Origin of the sequence: Intrasporangium sp. (genome assembly GCF_030452765.1) — a bacterium.
GTDB lineage: Bacteria > Actinomycetota > Actinomycetes > Actinomycetales > Dermatophilaceae > Intrasporangium_A.
The window spans coordinates 1-17912 of sequence record NZ_JAKDLO010000092.1 but is presented as its reverse complement, the minus strand read 5'-3'; the positions used below and the strand labels follow the sequence as shown (position 1 = coordinate 17912).

At 70.6% G+C, this 17912-nt stretch carries 13 protein-coding genes and 1 pseudogene; 13 read left to right on the top strand and 1 reads right to left on the bottom strand.

Annotation, left to right across the window (positions count from 1 at the left end; translation table 11 throughout):
* The 9 genes and pseudogenes from L0H79_RS12715 to araA form a co-directional block, all read left to right on the top strand.
* Positions 1-952: pseudogene (locus L0H79_RS12715) on the top strand (urocanate hydratase); the annotation flags it as partial.
* Positions 953-963: 11 nt separating this feature from the next.
* The gene (gene hutI, locus L0H79_RS12710) at positions 964-2214 is read left to right on the top strand and encodes an imidazolonepropionase (RefSeq protein ID WP_301484988.1); all 1251 of its coding nucleotides are present in this window, start codon (positions 964-966) and stop codon (positions 2212-2214) included.
* Positions 2211-3560, top strand: a complete 1350-nt coding sequence (locus L0H79_RS12705; RefSeq protein WP_301484987.1) for a formimidoylglutamate deiminase — start codon at positions 2211-2213, stop codon at positions 3558-3560. The genes hutI and L0H79_RS12705 overlap by 4 nt, the downstream gene beginning before the upstream one ends.
* Positions 3561-3590: 30 nt before the next feature.
* Entirely contained in the window at positions 3591-4973 is a 1383-nt protein-coding gene (locus L0H79_RS12700; RefSeq protein WP_301484986.1) for an FAD-binding oxidoreductase, read from the top strand.
* 406 nt (positions 4974-5379) lie between these two features.
* On the top strand, positions 5380-5703 hold the full coding sequence (locus L0H79_RS12695; protein WP_301484985.1) for a hypothetical protein: 324 nt from the start codon (positions 5380-5382) through the stop codon (positions 5701-5703).
* A gap of 51 nt (positions 5704-5754) precedes the next feature.
* Positions 5755-6774 carry a LacI family DNA-binding transcriptional regulator gene (locus tag L0H79_RS12690; protein WP_301484984.1) on the top strand — a complete coding sequence of 340 codons (1020 nt, stop codon included), beginning with the start codon at positions 5755-5757 and terminating at the stop codon, positions 6772-6774.
* Positions 6771-8462 (top strand): ribulokinase, encoded by a 1692-nt coding sequence (gene araB, locus L0H79_RS12685; protein ID WP_301484983.1) that lies wholly within the window; start codon positions 6771-6773, stop codon positions 8460-8462. Before L0H79_RS12690 ends, araB begins: the two co-directional genes overlap by 4 nt.
* The gene (locus L0H79_RS12680; RefSeq protein ID WP_301484982.1) at positions 8459-9136 is read left to right on the top strand and encodes an L-ribulose-5-phosphate 4-epimerase; all 678 of its coding nucleotides are present in this window, start codon (positions 8459-8461) and stop codon (positions 9134-9136) included. Before araB ends, L0H79_RS12680 begins: the two co-directional genes overlap by 4 nt.
* Positions 9137-9201: 65 nt before the next feature.
* Positions 9202-10722: an L-arabinose isomerase gene (araA, locus tag L0H79_RS12675; protein ID WP_301484981.1), complete on the top strand. Its 1521-nt coding sequence runs from the start codon at positions 9202-9204 to the stop codon at positions 10720-10722.
* 173 nt (positions 10723-10895) lie between these two features.
* On the opposite strand, the gene L0H79_RS12670 is transcribed toward araA, so the two are convergent.
* Entirely contained in the window at positions 10896-11846 is a 951-nt protein-coding gene (locus tag L0H79_RS12670) for an alpha/beta fold hydrolase (RefSeq protein ID WP_301484980.1), read from the bottom strand.
* Between the two features lie 299 nt (positions 11847-12145).
* On the opposite strand from L0H79_RS12670, the gene L0H79_RS12665 reads away from it, so the two are divergent.
* From L0H79_RS12665 to L0H79_RS12650, 4 genes are all read left to right on the top strand, one after another.
* Complete coding sequence (locus L0H79_RS12665; protein ID WP_301484979.1) at positions 12146-12760, top strand: TetR/AcrR family transcriptional regulator; 615 nt, start codon at positions 12146-12148, stop codon at positions 12758-12760.
* A gap of 137 nt (positions 12761-12897) precedes the next feature.
* The gene (locus tag L0H79_RS12660; protein ID WP_301484978.1) at positions 12898-14076 is read left to right on the top strand and encodes an acyl-CoA dehydrogenase family protein; all 1179 of its coding nucleotides are present in this window, start codon (positions 12898-12900) and stop codon (positions 14074-14076) included.
* Entirely contained in the window at positions 14073-16181 is a 2109-nt protein-coding gene (locus L0H79_RS12655; protein WP_301484977.1) for an acetate--CoA ligase family protein, read from the top strand. Before L0H79_RS12660 ends, L0H79_RS12655 begins: the two co-directional genes overlap by 4 nt.
* Entirely contained in the window at positions 16178-17896 is a 1719-nt protein-coding gene (locus L0H79_RS12650; RefSeq protein ID WP_301484976.1) for a 5-guanidino-2-oxopentanoate decarboxylase, read from the top strand. Before L0H79_RS12655 ends, L0H79_RS12650 begins: the two co-directional genes overlap by 4 nt.
* The last annotated feature ends 16 nt before the right edge of the window (positions 17897-17912 follow it).

Genomic DNA, 17912 nt, shown 5'->3' with positions numbered 1-17912 from the left:
CGAGCACGACTTCCGCCCCGACGTCGTCACCGAGATGACCCCGGCCCACGACCCGGTCGCCTACGTCCCGGTCGGCTACACGGTCTACGAGGCGGAGGACTTCCGGAAGAGGGACCGCGACGCCTACTTCGAGATCAGCCGCCAGGCGATGGTGCGCCAGCTCGACGCGATGAACGCCTTCTACGACAACGGCGTGCCGACGTTCGAGTACGGCAACCAGATCCGCCGCGAGGCCGAGCTCGGCGGCCACCCCGATGCCTACCGGATCCCCGGCTTCGTCTCGGCCTACCTGCGTCCGCTCTTCCTCGAGGGCCGCGGCCCGTTCCGCTGGACCTGCACGTCCGGCGATCCCGCGGACCTGGCCCGGCTTGACGACCTCGTGCTCGAGCTGTTCGCCGACGACGAGCTGGTCACCCGCTGGATCACGCTGGCCCGCAAGCACGTCCCGATCGAGGCGCTCCCGGCGCGGGTCTGCTACCTCGGCTTCGGCCAGCGCAAGAAGTTCGGCCTCGCCGTCAACGAGCTCATCAAGAAGGGCGAGGTCAAGGGCCCGGTCGCTTTCTCCCGCGACAACCTCGACTCCGGCTCGATCATCAACCCGACCTTCGAGTCGGAGAACATGCCCGACGGCTCCGACGTCATCTCCGACTGGCCCTACCTCAACGGGCTGCTCAACGCGTCGTCGATGTGCGACCTCATCGCCATCCAGGCCAACTACGCGATGGGCGACTCGGTCCACACCGGCGTGACGATGATCGCCGACGGCACGGACATCGCCGCCTTCCGCCTCAAGGCCGCCCTGACGGTCGACAGCGGTATCGGCGTCGTGCGCCACGGGCAGGCCGGCTACGACCGCGCCCGCGAGGTGGCGAACACGGTCGGGCCCGACCAGGGCCTCAGCGTCCCGCTGTGGTGGACCCGCCAGGCGACCTTCGGGCCCGACGACGAGTGAGACGAGTGGCCATGAGCACCCAGCACCAGGAGCGAGCACGCGTCGACCTGCTCGTCACCGGCGCCGCCGAGGTGCTGACCTGCGCCGCTGGTGCTGCCGACCTGATCGGGAGCACCAGCGGCGGGGTGGCCGTCGACGGTGGCCTGATCGTCGCGGTCGGGGACATCAGCTCGTATGCCGCCGAGCTCGTCATCGACGCCCGCGGCGGTATCGTCCTGCCGGGCTTCGTCGACGCGCACACCCACGTAGTCTTCGGTGGCAGCCGGGCGCAGGAGTACGCAGCTCGCGTCGCAGGCCGGCAGCCACCGGCCGGAGCGGTCGTCGGGATCACGGGCACGATGACGGCCACGCGTGCCGCAGGCCGGGACGCGCTCCGGAAACAGGCCGCCGCTCGTCTGCGGGAGATGGTCGAGCACGGCACGACGACCGTCGAGAGCAAGAGCGGCTACGGCCTCGACACCGAGACCGAGATCGCGACCCTCGACACGAACCGTGTTCTACAGCAACAGCTCCCGGTCGATCTTGCGAGCACGTTCCTCGGGGCGCACGCGTTCCCCCCGGGAGCCGACCAGGCGGCATACGTCGACCTGGTGGTGCGGCTCGCGCAGCGCGTCGGCGCGGAGGGGCTCGCCGAGTTCTGCGACGTCTACTGCGACGAGGGCTACTTCGACCTCGCGCAGACCGAGCGGATCCTGCGTGCCGGGCTCGAGGCCGGGCTCGCCCCCAAGGTCCACCTCGACGCGTACAGCCACACCGGCGCGGCTGCCCTCGCCGCTGAGCTCGGCGCCACGAGTGTCGACCACCTCAACCTCACGACGGACGCGGAGCTGACCATGCTCGGGGAGGCAGGCGTCGCCGGGGTGTACATGCCGTGCCTCGACTACGCCGTGCGCCACCCGCAACCACTCGACCCGCGCAGGGTGCTCGACGCCGGCATGGAGCTCGCCCTCGCGACCGACATCTGCCCAGGGTGCTGGACGACGAGTATGCAGCTCGCCATTCAGATGGCCTGCCGCGCGGGCGGACTCAGCGTCGCGCAGGCGTTGCGTGCCGCGACCCTGGGCTCGGCGGCAGCGTTGGGCCGAGCGGACAGGGTCGGGTCGCTCGAGGTCGGCAAGCAGGCAGACCTCATCGTCCTCGACGTCCCGTCGCCCGAGGACATCGCCTACCGGCTCGGCCGCAACAACGTGACCACCGTGGTCCGGCGTGGCCGGGTCGTCCACGAATCCAACCCGGCCCCTCGGCCCGAGGAGACTCGATGACCACGTTCCACTGCGAGCAGGCTTGGCTGGGAGGCGACTTCGCGACCAGGGACGTCCTGATCGAGACCGCCGACGGGGTGATCACCGCGGTCACCGCCGGCGTCCCGGCGCCCGAGGGCGTGGTCGTGCTGCCCGGACTGACTTTGCCGGGCCTGGCCAACACCCACTCGCACGTCTTCCACCGCGCGATCCGCGGCCACAGCCAGAGCGGAGTCGCCGACTTCTGGCTCTGGCGCGACCTCATGTACTCCGTGGCCGAGCGGCTCACCCCGGAGCTGATGTACGACCTGGCTCGGGCCACCTACGCCGAGATGGCCCTGTCCGGTGTGACGAGCGTCGGCGAGTTCCACTACGTCCACCACCAGGCTGCCGGGGAGCGCTATGCCGACCCCAACGAGATGAGCCGCGCCGTCATCCGCGCCGCCAACGACGCCGGCATCAGGATCACCCTGATCGACACGTGCTACCTGCAGGCCGACGTCCACGGCGCACCGCTGACCGGAGTCCAGCGGCGCTTCGACGACGGGTCCTGGCAGGCGTGGGCGCAGCGGGTCGCGCAGCTCGGGTCCGGGCCGATGCACCGGACCGGGGCCGCGATCCACTCGGTCCGGGCCGTGCCTCGCGCGGCAATGGGGCCCATCGCGCGGACGGCTCGCGAGCACGGGTGGCCGCTGCACGTCCACCTGTCCGAGCAACCCGCGGAGAACCGCGCCGCGCTCGAGGCGTTCGGGCTCACCCCGACCGCCGTCCTTGCTGCTGAAGGTGCTCTCGGAGCAACGACGACGGCAGTCCATGCGACCCACCTGACCGATGCGGACATCGCCGACCTCGGTGGCAGCCGTACGTTCATCAGCATGTGCTGCACGACCGAGCGCGACCTCGCCGACGGGGTCGGTCCAGCGGTGCGACTGCTCGCCGCGGGCTCGCCGCTCTGCGTCGGCAGCGACGCGCACATGATGATCGACCTCTGGGAAGAGGCCCGCGCCATCGAGCTGGACGAACGGCTCGTCTCGGGGACGCGAGGGCACCTGTCCGTCGGGGATCTCGTGCGGGCCATGACGACCGACGGCGCGACGTCCATCGGCTGGCCCGAGGCCGGATCGATCGCCCAGGGTGCTGTCGCGGACCTCGTCACCGTCCGGCTCGACTCGCCGCGCACGGCGGGGGCTCGCAGCGGCGACGCCTTGGCACATGTCGTGTTCGCTGCCACGGCCGCCGACGTCACGGATGTCTTCGTGGGCGGCCGGCCCGTCGTCCGCGAGGGCAGGCACCGCAGCGTCGATGTCGGACGCGCACTCGAGTCCGCCGTGGCGGCCGCACTTGGAGCCGTCGATAGCCTCGGGTGAGGCCAGACTTTCCGAGGAGGACCCAGCACCGTGAACACTGATCCCGCCGTGGAAGCCGAGCTCGACGAGCTCGCACGCCTGGTACCCGGTGCGCGCCTGGTCACCGATCCCGGCATCGTCGCCGGATTCCTCCACGACCAGGTCACGGCCCTGCCGGCCGGGAGCCCCCGAGGCGTCGTCATGCCGCGATCGACCGACGACGTCGTCGCCGTGATGGCATGGGCGACCCGCCACCGGGTGCCTGTCGTCCCCCGCGGTGCCGGCACCGGCCTCGCCGGGGGAGCGACCGCCATCGACGGTTCGCTCATCGTCTGCTTGTCGCGGATGACCACGATCCGCGAGATCGACCCCCAGAACCGGGTCGCCGTCGCCGAGGCTGGGGTGATCACCGCCGACGTCGACCGGGCCGCCCGCGAGGTCGGTCTCATGTACGCCCCGGACCCGTCGTCCGTCGAGCTGAGCACCATCGGCGGCAACGTCGCGACGAACGCGGGCGGACTGCGCTGCGTCAAGTACGGCGTCACCCGTGACTCCGTCCTCGGCGTCGAGGCGGTCCTCGCCGACGGCCGGGTCCTCTCCACGGGTGGACGGACCATCAAGAACGTCGCCGGCTACGACCTCACCGGCCTGCTCGTCGGATCCGAGGGGACGCTCGGGATCATCACCAGCGCCACCTTGCGGCTACTCCCGGCGCCACCGCGTGACCCGGTCACCCTGGTGGGCGGCTTCCCGTCGCTCGTCGCGGCCGCGAGTGCCGTATCCGCGGTGGTCGCTGCCGGTTTGCGACCGAGCCTGCTCGAGCTGCTCGACCACGCGACGCTCCGCGCGATCGACGACTGGAAGCATCTCGGCCTCTCCGGAACCGAGGCGATGCTCATCGCCCAGTTCGACGACGCCGACGCAGACACACACGCGGAACAGGTCACCGCCCTGTTCACGGCAGCCGGGGCTGATGACGTGGCGGTCTCGTCGGACCCACGGGAGTCGGCGCAGCTGCTCGAGGTCCGTCGCCTGGCCTACCCGGCGGCCGAGCGGCTCGGCCGCTGCCTCGTCGAGGATGTGGGCGTGCCGGTCAGCCGCCTCGCAGACATGGTCGCGCGCATCGAGCAGGCCGCCGAGCGGCACGGCGTCCAGGTCGTCACCGTCGCCCACGCGGGAGACGGCAACCTGCACCCGACCTTCGTGTTCGACTCGCCCGACGGGGCGGTGCCCCAGTCCGTATGGCGGGCAGCGGACGACGTGTTCCATGCCGCCCTCGAGCTCGGCGGGACCCTGACCGGCGAGCACGGTGTCGGCCTGCTCAAGCAGCGGTGGCTCCCCGACCAGCTCGGCCCGGTGGGCACCGCGGTCAACCGCGCCATCAAGGACGCTCTCGACCCGCTCGGGCTGCTCAACCCGGGGCGCGGTATCTGATCCTCGGCCCGCTCGTCCCGTCGCGGAGGCGGAGAAGGGGTGAGCGGCATACCCGCTGTGTCGCCGGACGACCACCATTCGCTCCCACTGCGGCTGCCGAGCGTCGCGGGGGACGGGTGCGGCGAATAGTGGTCGTTCGACGATACGTGGGCCGGGTGGCCGCCGAGCCAGGATCGGGCATCTGTGGCTGGTTGTTCACAGCGGACGTTCAAGAAGTTGCCCGAAGGGTCTTGCGCGGTGCCGTGTGACATTTTATGGTGTCTCTCACTCGATAGAATGTGAGCGTTAACAATGGTGACCGCACCTCGGACGTCTTCCGTGTCTGCCGGACCCCCCATCCCGGCCTGCGTCTCCCCGCGAACCGGGCGTGTCAGCACGTTGGGTATGGGGAGCGCCGACTGGTCGGATGATCTACCCGTGGATGTTCGATGACATCCGCCTCCTGCGACCTTTTGCTCGTGCGGTCGATGTGCTTGCCGCGCAGACGGACTGGCCACCGCTCTACGACACGAACCGGCTCGCCGGCAACGAAGTCCCGGTCGTCGCGGCGGTCTACCACGATGACATGTATGTCGACGCAGGGCTGTCGCTCGAGACTGCCGCTGCCTTGGGCAACGTGCGCACGTGGGTGACGAACGAGTACCAGCACGACGGGCTGCGGCTGGGCAACGTCTTTGCGCGGCTGCGCAGCATGATGGACGAGATGGGTGGTGTGCGCGGCGATGGATGAGACGACCGAAGACGGCGTCACGATCTTCGGAGCATTGACGGGCCGGGTGCCATGAACCGCGCCCCCGTCATGCAGGATGTCGCACGCCTCGCCGGCGTCTCGCACCAGACCGTCTCGCGGGTCATCAACGGGGCGTCGAGCATCAGGCCCGAAACCCGTGAGCGGGTCCTGCAGGCCATCGACCGACTCGGCTACCAGCCCAACCGGGCTGCTCGGGCCCTCGTCAGCGGCCGGTCGGGCACGATCGGGATCATCGCGACGGCCTCGACCCTGTTCGGCCCGACGAGCATCCACCGCACCGTCAACACCGCAGCGAGAAGGGCCGGATACTTCGCCAGCTCGGTGTCGCTCGCCGAGATGACGCGCGAGGGCTTCGAGGCGGCGGTCGACCATCTCGACCGGCTCGCGGTCGAGGGCATCGTGGTCATCGCCGGCCACGACGAGGCCCTCGAGGTGGCGCGTTCGCGCAGCGGGCGAACCCCGTTCGTCATCGTCGAAGGCGACCTGAGCCGCGGTCGGCGGACTGTCGGTGTCGACAACGTCGCCGGGGCGCGGATGGTCACCCGCCACCTGCTCGACCTCGGACACGTTGAGATCGCGCATGTCACCGGCCCGCTCGACTGGGCCGAGTCCCGGGCGCGGGCCGAGGGTTGGCGTGCCGAGATGCTCGCCATCGGCCTGCGGCCGATGGAGCCGCTCGTCGGCGACTGGAGTGCCGCGTCCGGCTACGAGGCCGGACTGGTCCTGGCAGCCGAGTCCGATGTGACCGCGGTGTTCGCGGCCAACGACCAGATGGCGATCGGAATCCTGCGCGCCCTGCACGAGTCCGGGCGAGCGGTGCCCGAGGACGTCAGCGTCGTCGGCTTCGACGACGTGCCCGAGGCGGGCTATCTCATCCCGCCGCTGACCACTGTGCGGCAGGACTTCTCCGCCATCGGTCGCTCCGCCATCGCGATGCTCACGGCCGCGATCTCGGGCGACGCCGACCACGTGCCCAGTCTCATCGACCCAGAACTCATCGTCCGCGCGAGCACGTCGTCGCCGGGCCGGACCAGGAGCGGTAGGCCATGACCAAATCGACCAGCTCGTCGCAGTACGTCGTCGGCGTCGACTACGGGACCCTCTCGGGTCGGGCTCTCGTGGTCCGAGTCTCCGACGGCGCCGAGCTCGGCTCGGCGGTGCACGAGTACGCCCACGCCGTCGTGACCGAGCGGCTGCCCGTCGGCGGAGCCGCACTGCCGCCCGAGTGGGCCCTGCAGGTGCCCGACGACTACCGGGAGGTCTTGCGCCGGGCCGTCCCGGCCGCCCTCGCCGCGGCCGGGATCGACCGCGCGGACGTCATCGGTATCGCCACGGACTTCACGGCCTGCACGGTCCTGCCGGCGACGGGCGGGGGCGTGCCGCTGTGCGAGCTGCCGCAGTTCGCCGACCGACCCCACGCCTACGTCAAACTGTGGCGGCACCACGCCGCCCAGCCGCAAGCCGACCGGATCAACCGGCTCGCCGAGGAACGCGGCGAGGTGTGGCTGCCGCGCTACGGCGGCCTGATCAGCTCCGAGTGGGAGTTCGCCAAGGCACTCCAGCTGCTCGAGGAGGACCCCGAGGTCTATGCCGCGACCGAGCGGTGGCTCGAGGCGGCCGACTGGATCGTGTGGCAGCTCTGCGGTCGCTACGTCCGCAACGCCTGCACGGCCGGCTACAAGGGGATTCGGCAGGACGGGGCATACCCGTCGCGCGCCTTCCTGGCGGCGCTGAACCCGGCGTTCGCAGATTTCGTGACCGACAAGCTCGACCAGCCGATCGGTCAGCTCGGTGAGGCCGCCGGTTGCCTCACGGCCGAGGCCGCGGCCTGGACGGGGCTGCGCGAGGGCATCGCCGTGGCCGTCGGCAACGTCGACGCACACGTCACGGCCCCCGCCGCACGCGCCACCGAGCCCGGCCAGATGGTCGCCATCATGGGCACGTCGACCTGCCACGTCATGAGCAGCGACGTGCTGCGCGAGGTACCCGGCATGTGCGGCGTCGTCGACGGTGGCATCGTCTCGGGTCTGTGGGGGTACGAGGCAGGGCAGTCCGGGGTCGGCGACATCTTCGGCTGGTTCACCCGAATCGGTGTCCCGCCCGGGTACGCCTCGGCCGCGCGCGAGTCCGGCCTGTCGTTGCACGAGTACCTGACGGGCCTGGCCGCCCAGCAGGGAGTTGGGGAGCATGGTCTGGTCGCGCTCGACTGGCACAGCGGCAACCGTTCGGTGCTCGTCGACCACGAGCTGTCGGGAGCCGTCATAGGGCAGACCCTGGCCACCAGGCCAGAGGACGTGTACCGCGCTCTGCTCGAGGCAACCGCGTTCGGTACCCGCGTCATCCTCGAGACGTTCCGCGACAGCGGAGTGCCCGTCACGGAGCTGATCATCGCCGGCGGGCTGACCAAGAACCGGCTGCTCATGCAGATCTACTCGGATGTCACGCGGCTCCCGCTGTCGGTCATCGGGTCCGAGCAGGGGCCGGCCCTCGGCTCGGCCATCCACGCCGCGGTCGCGGCCGGCGCCTACCCCGACACCACGACGGCGGCACGCCTGATGGGCAAGCTCGAGCGCAACGCCTTCGTGCCCGACGAGGCCAGCTCGGCGGCATACGACGCGCTCTTCGAGGAGTACCTGCGGCTGCACGACTACTTCGGGCGCGGCGCCAACGACGTCATGAAGCGGCTCAAGGCCTTGCGTCGCAAGGCGATCGCTTCGCGAGGAGGCGACGCGGCATGACCGCGACCACCGAAGTGTCCACGACCATCGCGGCCCTGCGCCACGAGGTGTGCGCGCTGCACGCGGAGCTGACCCGCTACGAGCTGGTCATCTGGACCGCCGGGAACGTCTCGGCTCGGGTGCCGGGGCACGAACTGCTCGTCATCAAACCCAGCGGGGTCTCCTACGACGAGCTCACCCCCGAGAACATGGTCGTGTGCGATCTGCACGGCCGCGTCGTCGAGGGTGAGCTCGCGCCGTCGAGCGACACCGACGCGCAGGCCTACGTCTACCGGCACCTGCCGCACGTCGGCGGTGTCGTGCACACGCACTCGACCTACGCCACCGCCTGGGCCTCGCGCGGCGAGCCGATCCCGTGCGCGTTGACCATGATGGCCGACGAGTTCGGTGGCGAGATCCCGGTCGGCCCCTTCGCGCTCATCGGCGACGACTCGATCGGCCGGGGCATCGTGGACACCCTGACGCATAGCCGCTCGACCGCCGTGCTCATGCGAAACCATGGGGTGTTCACCATCGGCAGGAGCGCCCGGGCGGCGGTCAAGGCCGCCGTCATGTGCGAGGACGTCGCCCGCACCCTGCACATCGCCCGCCAGCTCGGCGACCCGATCCCCATCGAGCAGGCCTCCATCGACTCACTCTTCGAGCGCTACCAGAACGTCTACGGGCAGCGCTGACGGGCCCTGACCAAGCCGTCACACCATACGCACTGTCCGCCGAGCAACCCCTGAAGGAGACTGTCATGACCGCCCCCGCCGAGACGCCCCACGAGACCCGCGAGGTCTGGTTCCTCACCGGCAGCCAGCAGCTCTACGGCGACGAGACGCTGCGTCAGGTGGCCGACCAGTCCCAGGCCATCGCGAAGGATCTCGACGCGTCCGGTGCGCTGCCGGTCAAGGTGGTCTGGAGGCCGGCGCTCACCAGCTCGTCGGCCATCCACGCGGCCGTGCTCGAGGCCAACGCGGCGCCCGGCTGCGTCGGGGTGATCACGTGGATGCATACCTTCTCGCCGGCCAAGATGTGGATCACAGCTCTGGACGCGCTGCGCAAGCCGATGCTGCACCTGCACACGCAGGCCGGCGTCGAGCTGCCCTGGTCGAGCATCGACATGGACTTCATGAACCTCAACCAGGCGGCGCACGGGGACCGGGAGTTCGGCTTCGTCGCCGCCCGGCTCGGGGTGGCCCGCAAGGTGGTGGCCGGCCATGTGAGCAACCCCGCGGTGGTGGCGCGAGTGGCCGCGTGGGCGCGGGCCGCGATCGGCGTCGCGGAGCTGCGCAGCCTGCGGCTCACCCGGTTCGGCGACAACATGCGCGACGTCGCGGTCACCGAGGGCGACAAGGTCGAGGCGCAGCTGCGCTTCGGGGTGTCGGTCAACACGTATGGCGTGAACGACCTCGTGGCCGTCGTCGATGCCATCGCCGACTCCGAGGTGGACTCCCTCGTCGCGGAGTACCTGGATACCTACGACGTCGCGCCGGAGCTGCGTCCCGAGGGCGAGCGTCACGAGTCGCTGCGGTACGGGGCTCGCATCGAGGCGGGGCTGCGGGCCTTCTTGACGGACGGCGGCTTCCGGGCCTTCACGACGAACTTCCAGGACCTCGGCGGGCTGCGACAGCTACCCGGCCTCGCGGTGCAGCGGCTCATGGCCGACGGCTACGGCTTCGGCGGCGAGGGCGACTGGAAGACCTCGGTCCTGCTGCGCACGACCAAGGCGATGGCGCAGGGACGGCCCGGCGGCACCTCGTTCATGGAGGACTACACGTACCACCTCGTTCCGGGCGAGGAGAAGATCCTCGGCGCCCACATGCTCGAGGTGTGCCCGTCCATCGCGAGCCGGCGTCCGAGCCTCGAGATCCACCCGCTCGGCATCGGTGATCGCGAGGACCCGGTGCGGCTGCGGTTCACGGCCGCCCCCGGGCCTGGGATCGTCGTCGGCATCAGCGACCTCGGCGACCGATTCCGCCTCACCCTCAACGAGATCGACGTCGTGGAGCCGGACGCCGACCTGCCGCGGCTGCCGGTCGCATGCGCCGTGTGGGAACCCCGCCCCAACCTCTACACCTCGGCGGAGTCGTGGCTGCTCGCCGGCGCGCCGCACCACACCGTCCTGTCTGCCGCCGTCGGCGTCGAGGAGTTCCGAGATCTCGCCGAGATGGTCGCCACCGAACTCGTCGTCATCGACGCCGCCACGACCACCGAGTCGCTGCGCCAGGAGCTGCGCTGGAGCGCGGCCTACCACCGGCTCGCCGCCCGCCTGTAACCGACGCGGGCGGGCGCGGGCCGGGTGAGCGGCATACCCGCTGTGTCGCCGGACGACCACCATTGTTCCCACTGCGGCTGCCGAGCGTCGCGGGGGGACGGGTGCGGCGAATACTGGTCGTTCGACGATACGGCGGTGTGATCGAGTGAGGCGTTACTCAGACGCAGTCACCGTCACGCGCGGGCCGTGCGGGCGGCGATGTCACCCTCGGTGGCGAGCCAGTCGAGGATGTGGCCGACGGCCCAGTCCGGCGCCTCGAGCTGGGGCATGTGTCCGACGTTCTCGGCCACCTCGAAACGCCAGAGCGGGTTGAGGGCCGCCACACGTCGCGCCGCGGCGAGCGGCACGAGCCGGTCCTGCGCGCCGTGCAGCAGGAGCACCGGCACCACCATCCGTCGCGTGAGCTCGTCGATCCGCCGCCGGTGCGCCAGGACGAACAGCAGGGAGCGGGCAGCGACGACCAGTTCGGCGTCGGCGTCGGGACAGCTCTCGTCGCGCTCCCTCGCCAGCGCGAGATGCTCGCGCCACAGCTCCGACGGGATCCGATGGGAGTCGACGCTGCTGAGGCGAAGGATCGCCTTGGCCTGGGCCTCGGCCGACATGAAGGAGCGCCGACGGGCCATGACGACGTTGCCGACGGCAGGTATCGCGTAGCCGGTGAAGATCAGCCCCACGAGCGGGTCCGGGGGAGCCGTGATCCCGACCGGGAGCGCCGGGTCGACCAGGACGAGCCCTGCCACGATGTCCGGCCGCGCGTCTGCAACGAGCAGCGAGAGCAGCCCTCCCATGGAGTTGCCGACCAGGACGACGGGGTGGCCCACGACGGTGTCGACGAAGCGTTCGAGCAACCGACGGTTGCCGTCGATCGTCGGCGAGGTGCCGACGGACCGGGTGCGCCCGAACCCGACCAGGTCGACCGCGAGGACCCGGCAGGACTGCGCCAGAGGGGGTCCGGCGGCGGCCCAGTTGAGGACCGACCCGCCGAGGCCGTGCACGAGCAGGAGGACCGGGGCATCAGCCGGCCCCCCGTAGTCGATGTAGTGCACCGGTCCGTCGAGGTCGACCCACTTCCTGGAGAAGGGTGGCCGCGCCTCGCCAAGCGGTTCGGCTGAAGGCTCCGTCACTCCTTCATTCTGGCCCGGCGCGCGGGCACGGAGCGCGCTATGCCCAAGAGACATTTGGTCGGGATCCCACCCTGCGGCTCGATGGCATCGGCCCGTCCCGGGCGGGCCCGCCCACTGTGCAGCGTTCGGTCAGGCCCTGATCCACCGCCCCCACGAGACGGATGACCCCCTTGACAGGACCTTGGATCGGCTTGACGATGATCTCCATCGATAACTGACGGATGAGTCAATCTTGGACGAACGGCTCAGGACCGGGTCGACACTCGCTGCGACGGTGTCCGGCCGGTGAGGTGACAGGCATGGCACGACCTAGCGTCGAGGCGCAGCGTCGCGAACAGATCCTTCGCGCTGCATGCGAGGTGATCCGCGACAAGGGGATCAACGCCCTGCGAGTCTCCGACGTCGCCGCCCGGGCCGGGATGAGCACGGGGGCGGTGCACTACTACTTCGAGACCAAGCGCGCCCTGACGCATGCCGCATTCGAGTGGAACTTCACCAGGTCGCTGGCCCGCAGAGAGGTGATACTCACCCGCCGCACGAGCCCAAGCGAACGGTTGCGGGCCTTTGTCAGCTCCTACCTCCCCGGCGACGACGAGACGACCGCGGCCTGGCACGTCTGGGCCGAGACGTGGGTCGAGGCACTGCACGACGCCGAGCTGCGAGCGCTCAACGAGCGGGTGTACGAGGAGTGGCGATCCATGATCACCGAGATCATCCGCGACGGCCAGGCCGATGGCACCATCATCGACCGGGACCCGGTGTTGCTGGCCGACACCGTCGTCAGTCTGGTCGACGGGCTCTCGATGCAGGCGCTCGTCGGTAGTCGTCACATGACCGCGTCCCGGATGCATGCCGTCTGCGAGCACCTCATCGACGCCATCTCTGTCTCCTCCGGACGGGTGAAGGTCTCGTGACCGGCCCCGGTCCTGTCCTCGCACACGGCGGTCAGCGCCCTCGACCGAGCCCCCCCTTGACACGCCGTACTCATTCGCCTCATGCTTGGATCCCATATAACTGACCCATCAGTCAACTTTCACCAAGGAGCTTCCGCATGTCTCGACCTGTCACCGATGGAATCGACCTGACCGACGAGCAGCGGGAGTTCGTCGCGTTGGCAAAGGAGTTCGCCGCCAAGGAGATCCGGCCTCGCTCCCGAGAGGTCGACGAGGCAGACACGGTGGCGCCGCTCGACCTCTGGGAGAAGGCTGCGGAGGTCGGCCTCACCGGCTACATGCTGCCGACCGAGTACGGCGGCGGCGGCGTCACCGACCTCGTCACCCAGTGCCTCGTCCAGGAGGAGCTGTGCTACGGCGACATCGGCATCGCCAACTTCCTCACCTCGAGCGGCTTCTTCTCCGAGCCGATCCTGCACCTCGGCTCCGAGGCGCAGAAGAAGCGGTGGCTGTCCATGCTCACCGACGGCGTGCCGCCCGTGACGAGCGTCGCCGTGACCGAGCCGGGCGTCGGCTCCGACTCCGCGAGCCTCCAGACCCGTGCCGTCCGCGACGGCGACCACTACGTGCTGAACGGCCAGAAGACCTGGATCTCCAACGCACCGCTGTCGCAGTACTTCGTCGTCTTCGCGACGGTCGACCCGACCCTGCGCTCGCGTGGCATCACGGCCTTCCTCGTCGAGCGCGACCGCGAGGGCGTCACCGTGGGGGCCCCGATGAAGAAGTACGGACAGCGGGGCACGCTCAACGCCGAGGTCTTCCTCGAGAACGTCCGGGTCCCCGTCGAGAACCGCCTCGGTGATGAAGGAAAGGCCTTCTACGGGCTGATGGGCACCTTCGACGCTTCCCGGATCCTCATCGGCGCCGCTGCGACGGGCCTGTCCCGGGCCGCCCTCGATACCACCATCGCCTACGCCCACGAGCGGACCCAGTTCGGCAAGCCGATCATCGAGCACCAGGCCGTCGCCTTTCGGATCGCCGACATGGCGGCTCGCACCGACGTGTCCCACCTCGTGACGATGCGTGCCGCCCGACTCTTCGACGCAGGCAAGAGCACCCCGGACATCTCCGCTGTCGCCAAGCTGACGGCTTCGGAGAACACGACCTGGGTCTGCGATGCGGCCCTCATGACCCACGGCGGCTGGGGATACTCCCGCGAGTACTTCCCGGAGAAGTGGCTGCGCGACGCCAAGCTCGAGGAGCTCGAGGAGGGCACGTCCGACATCCAGCGCCTCATCATCTCGAGGGCCGTCGGCAAGCCGTCGGTCGGCCGATGAGCACGGACCTGCGTGTCTTCTCCGAGCCGCGGTCCGTTGCCGTCGTAGGTGCCTCTGCGGACACCGCCAAGTGGGGCTACTGGGTCGCCCGAGGCGCCCTGCGCGGTGCACACCGACGGGAGGTCCACCTCGTCAACGCCAAGGGGGCGGTGATCGAGGGCACGCCCTCGGTGCGCAGCCTGAGCGAGCTCGACACAGCCCCCGAGCTCGTCGTCCTCTGCGCACCGGCCAGGACGGTCCCCGCGGTCATCGACGAGGCGCTGGCCATGGGCGCCAAGGGCTTCCTCGGCATCACGGCCCACATCGACGTGGCGAACGGGCAGGTGGGCCTCGAGCGAGAGCTCGCGGCCAGGATCCGTCACGCCGGCGCCCGGATCGTCGGGCCGAACTGCCTGGGCATCTACGACGCCGCGGCCGACCTGGACCTCGTCTGGGGCAGCTTCACCCCCGGGCACGTCGCCATCGTGTCCCAGTCGGGCCAGCTCGGGCTCGAGCTGTCCGGCTTGGCTGCGCACGCGGGCCTGGGCATCTCGCGGTTCGTGTCCATCGGCAACCAGGTCGACGTCACGGCCACCGACCTGCTCGAGGACCTCGCGCAGCACGAGACGACCCGGGTCGTCGTCCTCTACCTCGAGAGCTTCGCCGCCGGACGGGACCTCGTGTCGGTCCTCGCGCGGCTGCGCGAGGCGGGCAAGCCGGTCATCGTCCTCACCGTCGGCGCCAGCGACGCCAGCCGCGATGCGGCCAAGTCGCACACGGGAGCGATGACGGCCTCGACCGATGTCGTCGCCGCCGCCTGTGCAGCCGCCGGGGCCGTGCTCGTGCAGACGCCCGTCCAGGCGATCGACCTGGCCCACCTGCTGCTGGGCAGCCCTCTGCCGCAGGGCCGCCGGGTGGCCATCGTCAGCGACAGCGGCGGGCAGGGCGCCCTGGCAGCCGACACGATGGCCCGAGACGGCCTGCAGGTGCCGCGGTTCTCCGCGGGCACCTCCGGGCGCCTCGCCGCACTCCTGCCTGCGGGTGCGGGAGTCGCCAACCCGGTCGACCTGGCCGGAGCAGGCGAGCAGGACCTCACCACCTACTCCAAGGTCGTCGAGACGATCCTCGGCAGCGGTGAGGTCGACACGGTCGTCCTCTCGGGCTACTTCGGCTGCTACGGGTCGGACACCCCTGCGCTGCTCGACCGGGAGCTCTCGGTCGTGACGAGCCTTGCGGACTCCGTGCGAGTGCATGAGCGCCCGGTCGTGGTGCACAGCATGAGCCACGACTCGGACGCGGTCCGGCACATGCGTGCCCAAGCCGTCCCAACCCTGCACACCATCGACGCGGCCGCGAGGTCGATCGCGTTCGCTGCCGACCTGGCCGCTCGCGACGGCCGGCAGACCGGCACCGTGGCCCCCGGGGGCGCCCAGACGGGTGAGACGGCCGGCTACCTCGAGGCACGGGCAGGACTCATGGCCTACGGCGTCTCCTACCCGCAGGCACGCCGGGTCACCTCAGCGGAGGAGGCTCTCGCCGCCGCACGTGGTCTGCGGAGCCCCTTGGTGCTCAAGGCCGGCCACCTCGAACACAAGACCGAGGTCGAGGGTGTCAAGGTCGGGATCGCTACGCCTGAGGACGCCCGCGATGCCTACGTCGAGATGTCCGAACGGCTCGGCCCCGGCGAGTACGTCCTCGAGGAGATGGACGCCCGCGAGAGCACCGTGGAGCTTATCGTCGGCTCCCGACGGGACGGCTCGTTCGGGCCGGTCGTCGTCGTCGGGCTCGGCGGCATCCATGCCGAGCTCTACCGTGACGTCGCGCTGGCGCTCGCCCCGGTCACCCCGGAGGCCGCCGTGCAGATGATCACATCGCTGCGCGCACTGCCCCTGCTCCGAGGATTCCGCGGGCGGCCCGTCGTCGACATCGAGTCGGCCGCCTCGGTCGTCGCTGCGGTGTCTCGGCTCATTGCCGAGCAGCCGGAGGTCGTCGAGTGTGAGATCAACCCGTTGCGGGTCGGCCCCACCGGCGCCGTCGCGGTCGACGCCCTGGTCGTGGCGGCATCCCCCTCGGCAACGGGACCCGCCGATACACAGTCGAACCGAGTCAAGGAAGAGGCACGATGAGCGAGTCCATGGTCGACGCGACAGCAACGAGGTCGGGGGAGCAGCGGACTGCTCGGATGACGGGTGGTCAGGCCGTTGTCGCGGCGCTCGCGGCCCACGGGGTGGACGTGGCCTTCGGTATCCCGGGCACGCACAACCTCGAGATCTACCGACACCTCGGCGACCACGGCATCCGTCACGTCAGCCCGAGACACGAGCAGGGTGCGGGCTATGCCGCGGACGGCTATGCCCGCAGCTGCGGCAGGCCGGGCGTCGCGATCGTCACGAGCGGGCCGGCGGTGCTCAACGCGACTGCCGCCCTGGGGCAGGCCTACTCCGACTCGATCCCGATCCTCGTCGTCTCTCCGGGGTTGCCCGTGCGCCACCCGGCACTCGGCAACGGCATCCTGCACGAGACGAAGAACCAGGGCGCAGCCGTCGCCTCCGTCGCTGCCGCGAGCATCCGCGCCACGTCGGTGGCGGAGATCCCCGTCGCGGTGGCGCAGGCATTCGCGATCATGCGCTCGGGCCGGCCCCGCCCGGTCCATCTCGAGATCCCGCTCGACGTCCTTGCCGAGGAGGGGGAGGTCACGATCGCGACCGGAGCCACGGCGGCGCCGGTCGCCGCTCCTGCCGAGGCGGTTGCCGCCGCGGCCGACCTCCTCGCCGGGGCGGTCCGTCCGGTTCTTCTCGTCGGGGGCGGCGCCCGATGGGCCGCACCCCAGGTCCGTGCCCTCGCCGAGCGGCTCGGCGCGCCGGTGGTCACGACGACGAACGGCAAGGGCGTGCTGCCCGAGGACCACCCGCTGGCGCTCGGCGCCGGCATCCATCTGGCGTCGGTGGCCGCCCTCGTCGCCGAGGCAGACGTCGTGGTCGCCATCGGCACCGAGCTCGCGCCCTCCGACCTGTGGAACGGTCCGTTGCCGATCACGTGCCCGGTGGTGCGGGTCGACATCGACCCGGTCGGTGTCGTCACCAACCTCGTTCCCGGTGTCGCACTCGTCGGCGACGCCGCGCGCACGCTGGACGACGTGCTCGCCGCGCTCAACCCTGACCGTATGCCGCTCAGCTCGCAGCCTGCCGACCGCTCGCAACCTGCCGACGGGGTGGACCGCGACGCGGCCGGGACTGCGGCGCAATGGCGCTCGCGCAAGGACGGTGATGCCGCAACCGAGGGCGCCGAGTGGCTCGAGATCGTCGGTGCGCTCGCGGATGCACTGCCACGCGACGCCATTCTGGCCGGCGACAGCGCGATGGTCTGCTACTACGGGGCGATCGCGAACCTGCCCGCGTACCAACCATCGTCGTTCCTCTACCCGGTCGGCTTCGGCACCCTCGGCTACGGTCTGCCTGCCGCGATCGGGGCCAAGGTGGCGCACCCCGACCGCCCGGTCGTGGCGCTGCTCGGCGACGGCGGCGTCATGTTCACCGTCGCCGAGCTGGCCACCGCGGCCGGCCTCGGGCAGCCGCTACCCGTCGTCATCGTCGACAACTCCGGCTACGGCGAGATCCGCAACGAGATGATCGACCGCGACGATCCCGTCCGGGCGGTCACGTTCCCGGCCCCCGACTTCGCCGCGCTCGGCCGTGCGCTCGGGTGCCACGGTGTGACCGTCACCGCTGCGTCGAGTCTCGCCGATGCCGTGCGCGAGGCGCTCGCTGCCGACACGACGACCGTCATCCATGTCATCCACACCGACCCCGCGTCGACCATTGCCGAAGGAGCCCGCCCATGACCACCCCCGCCCTGCT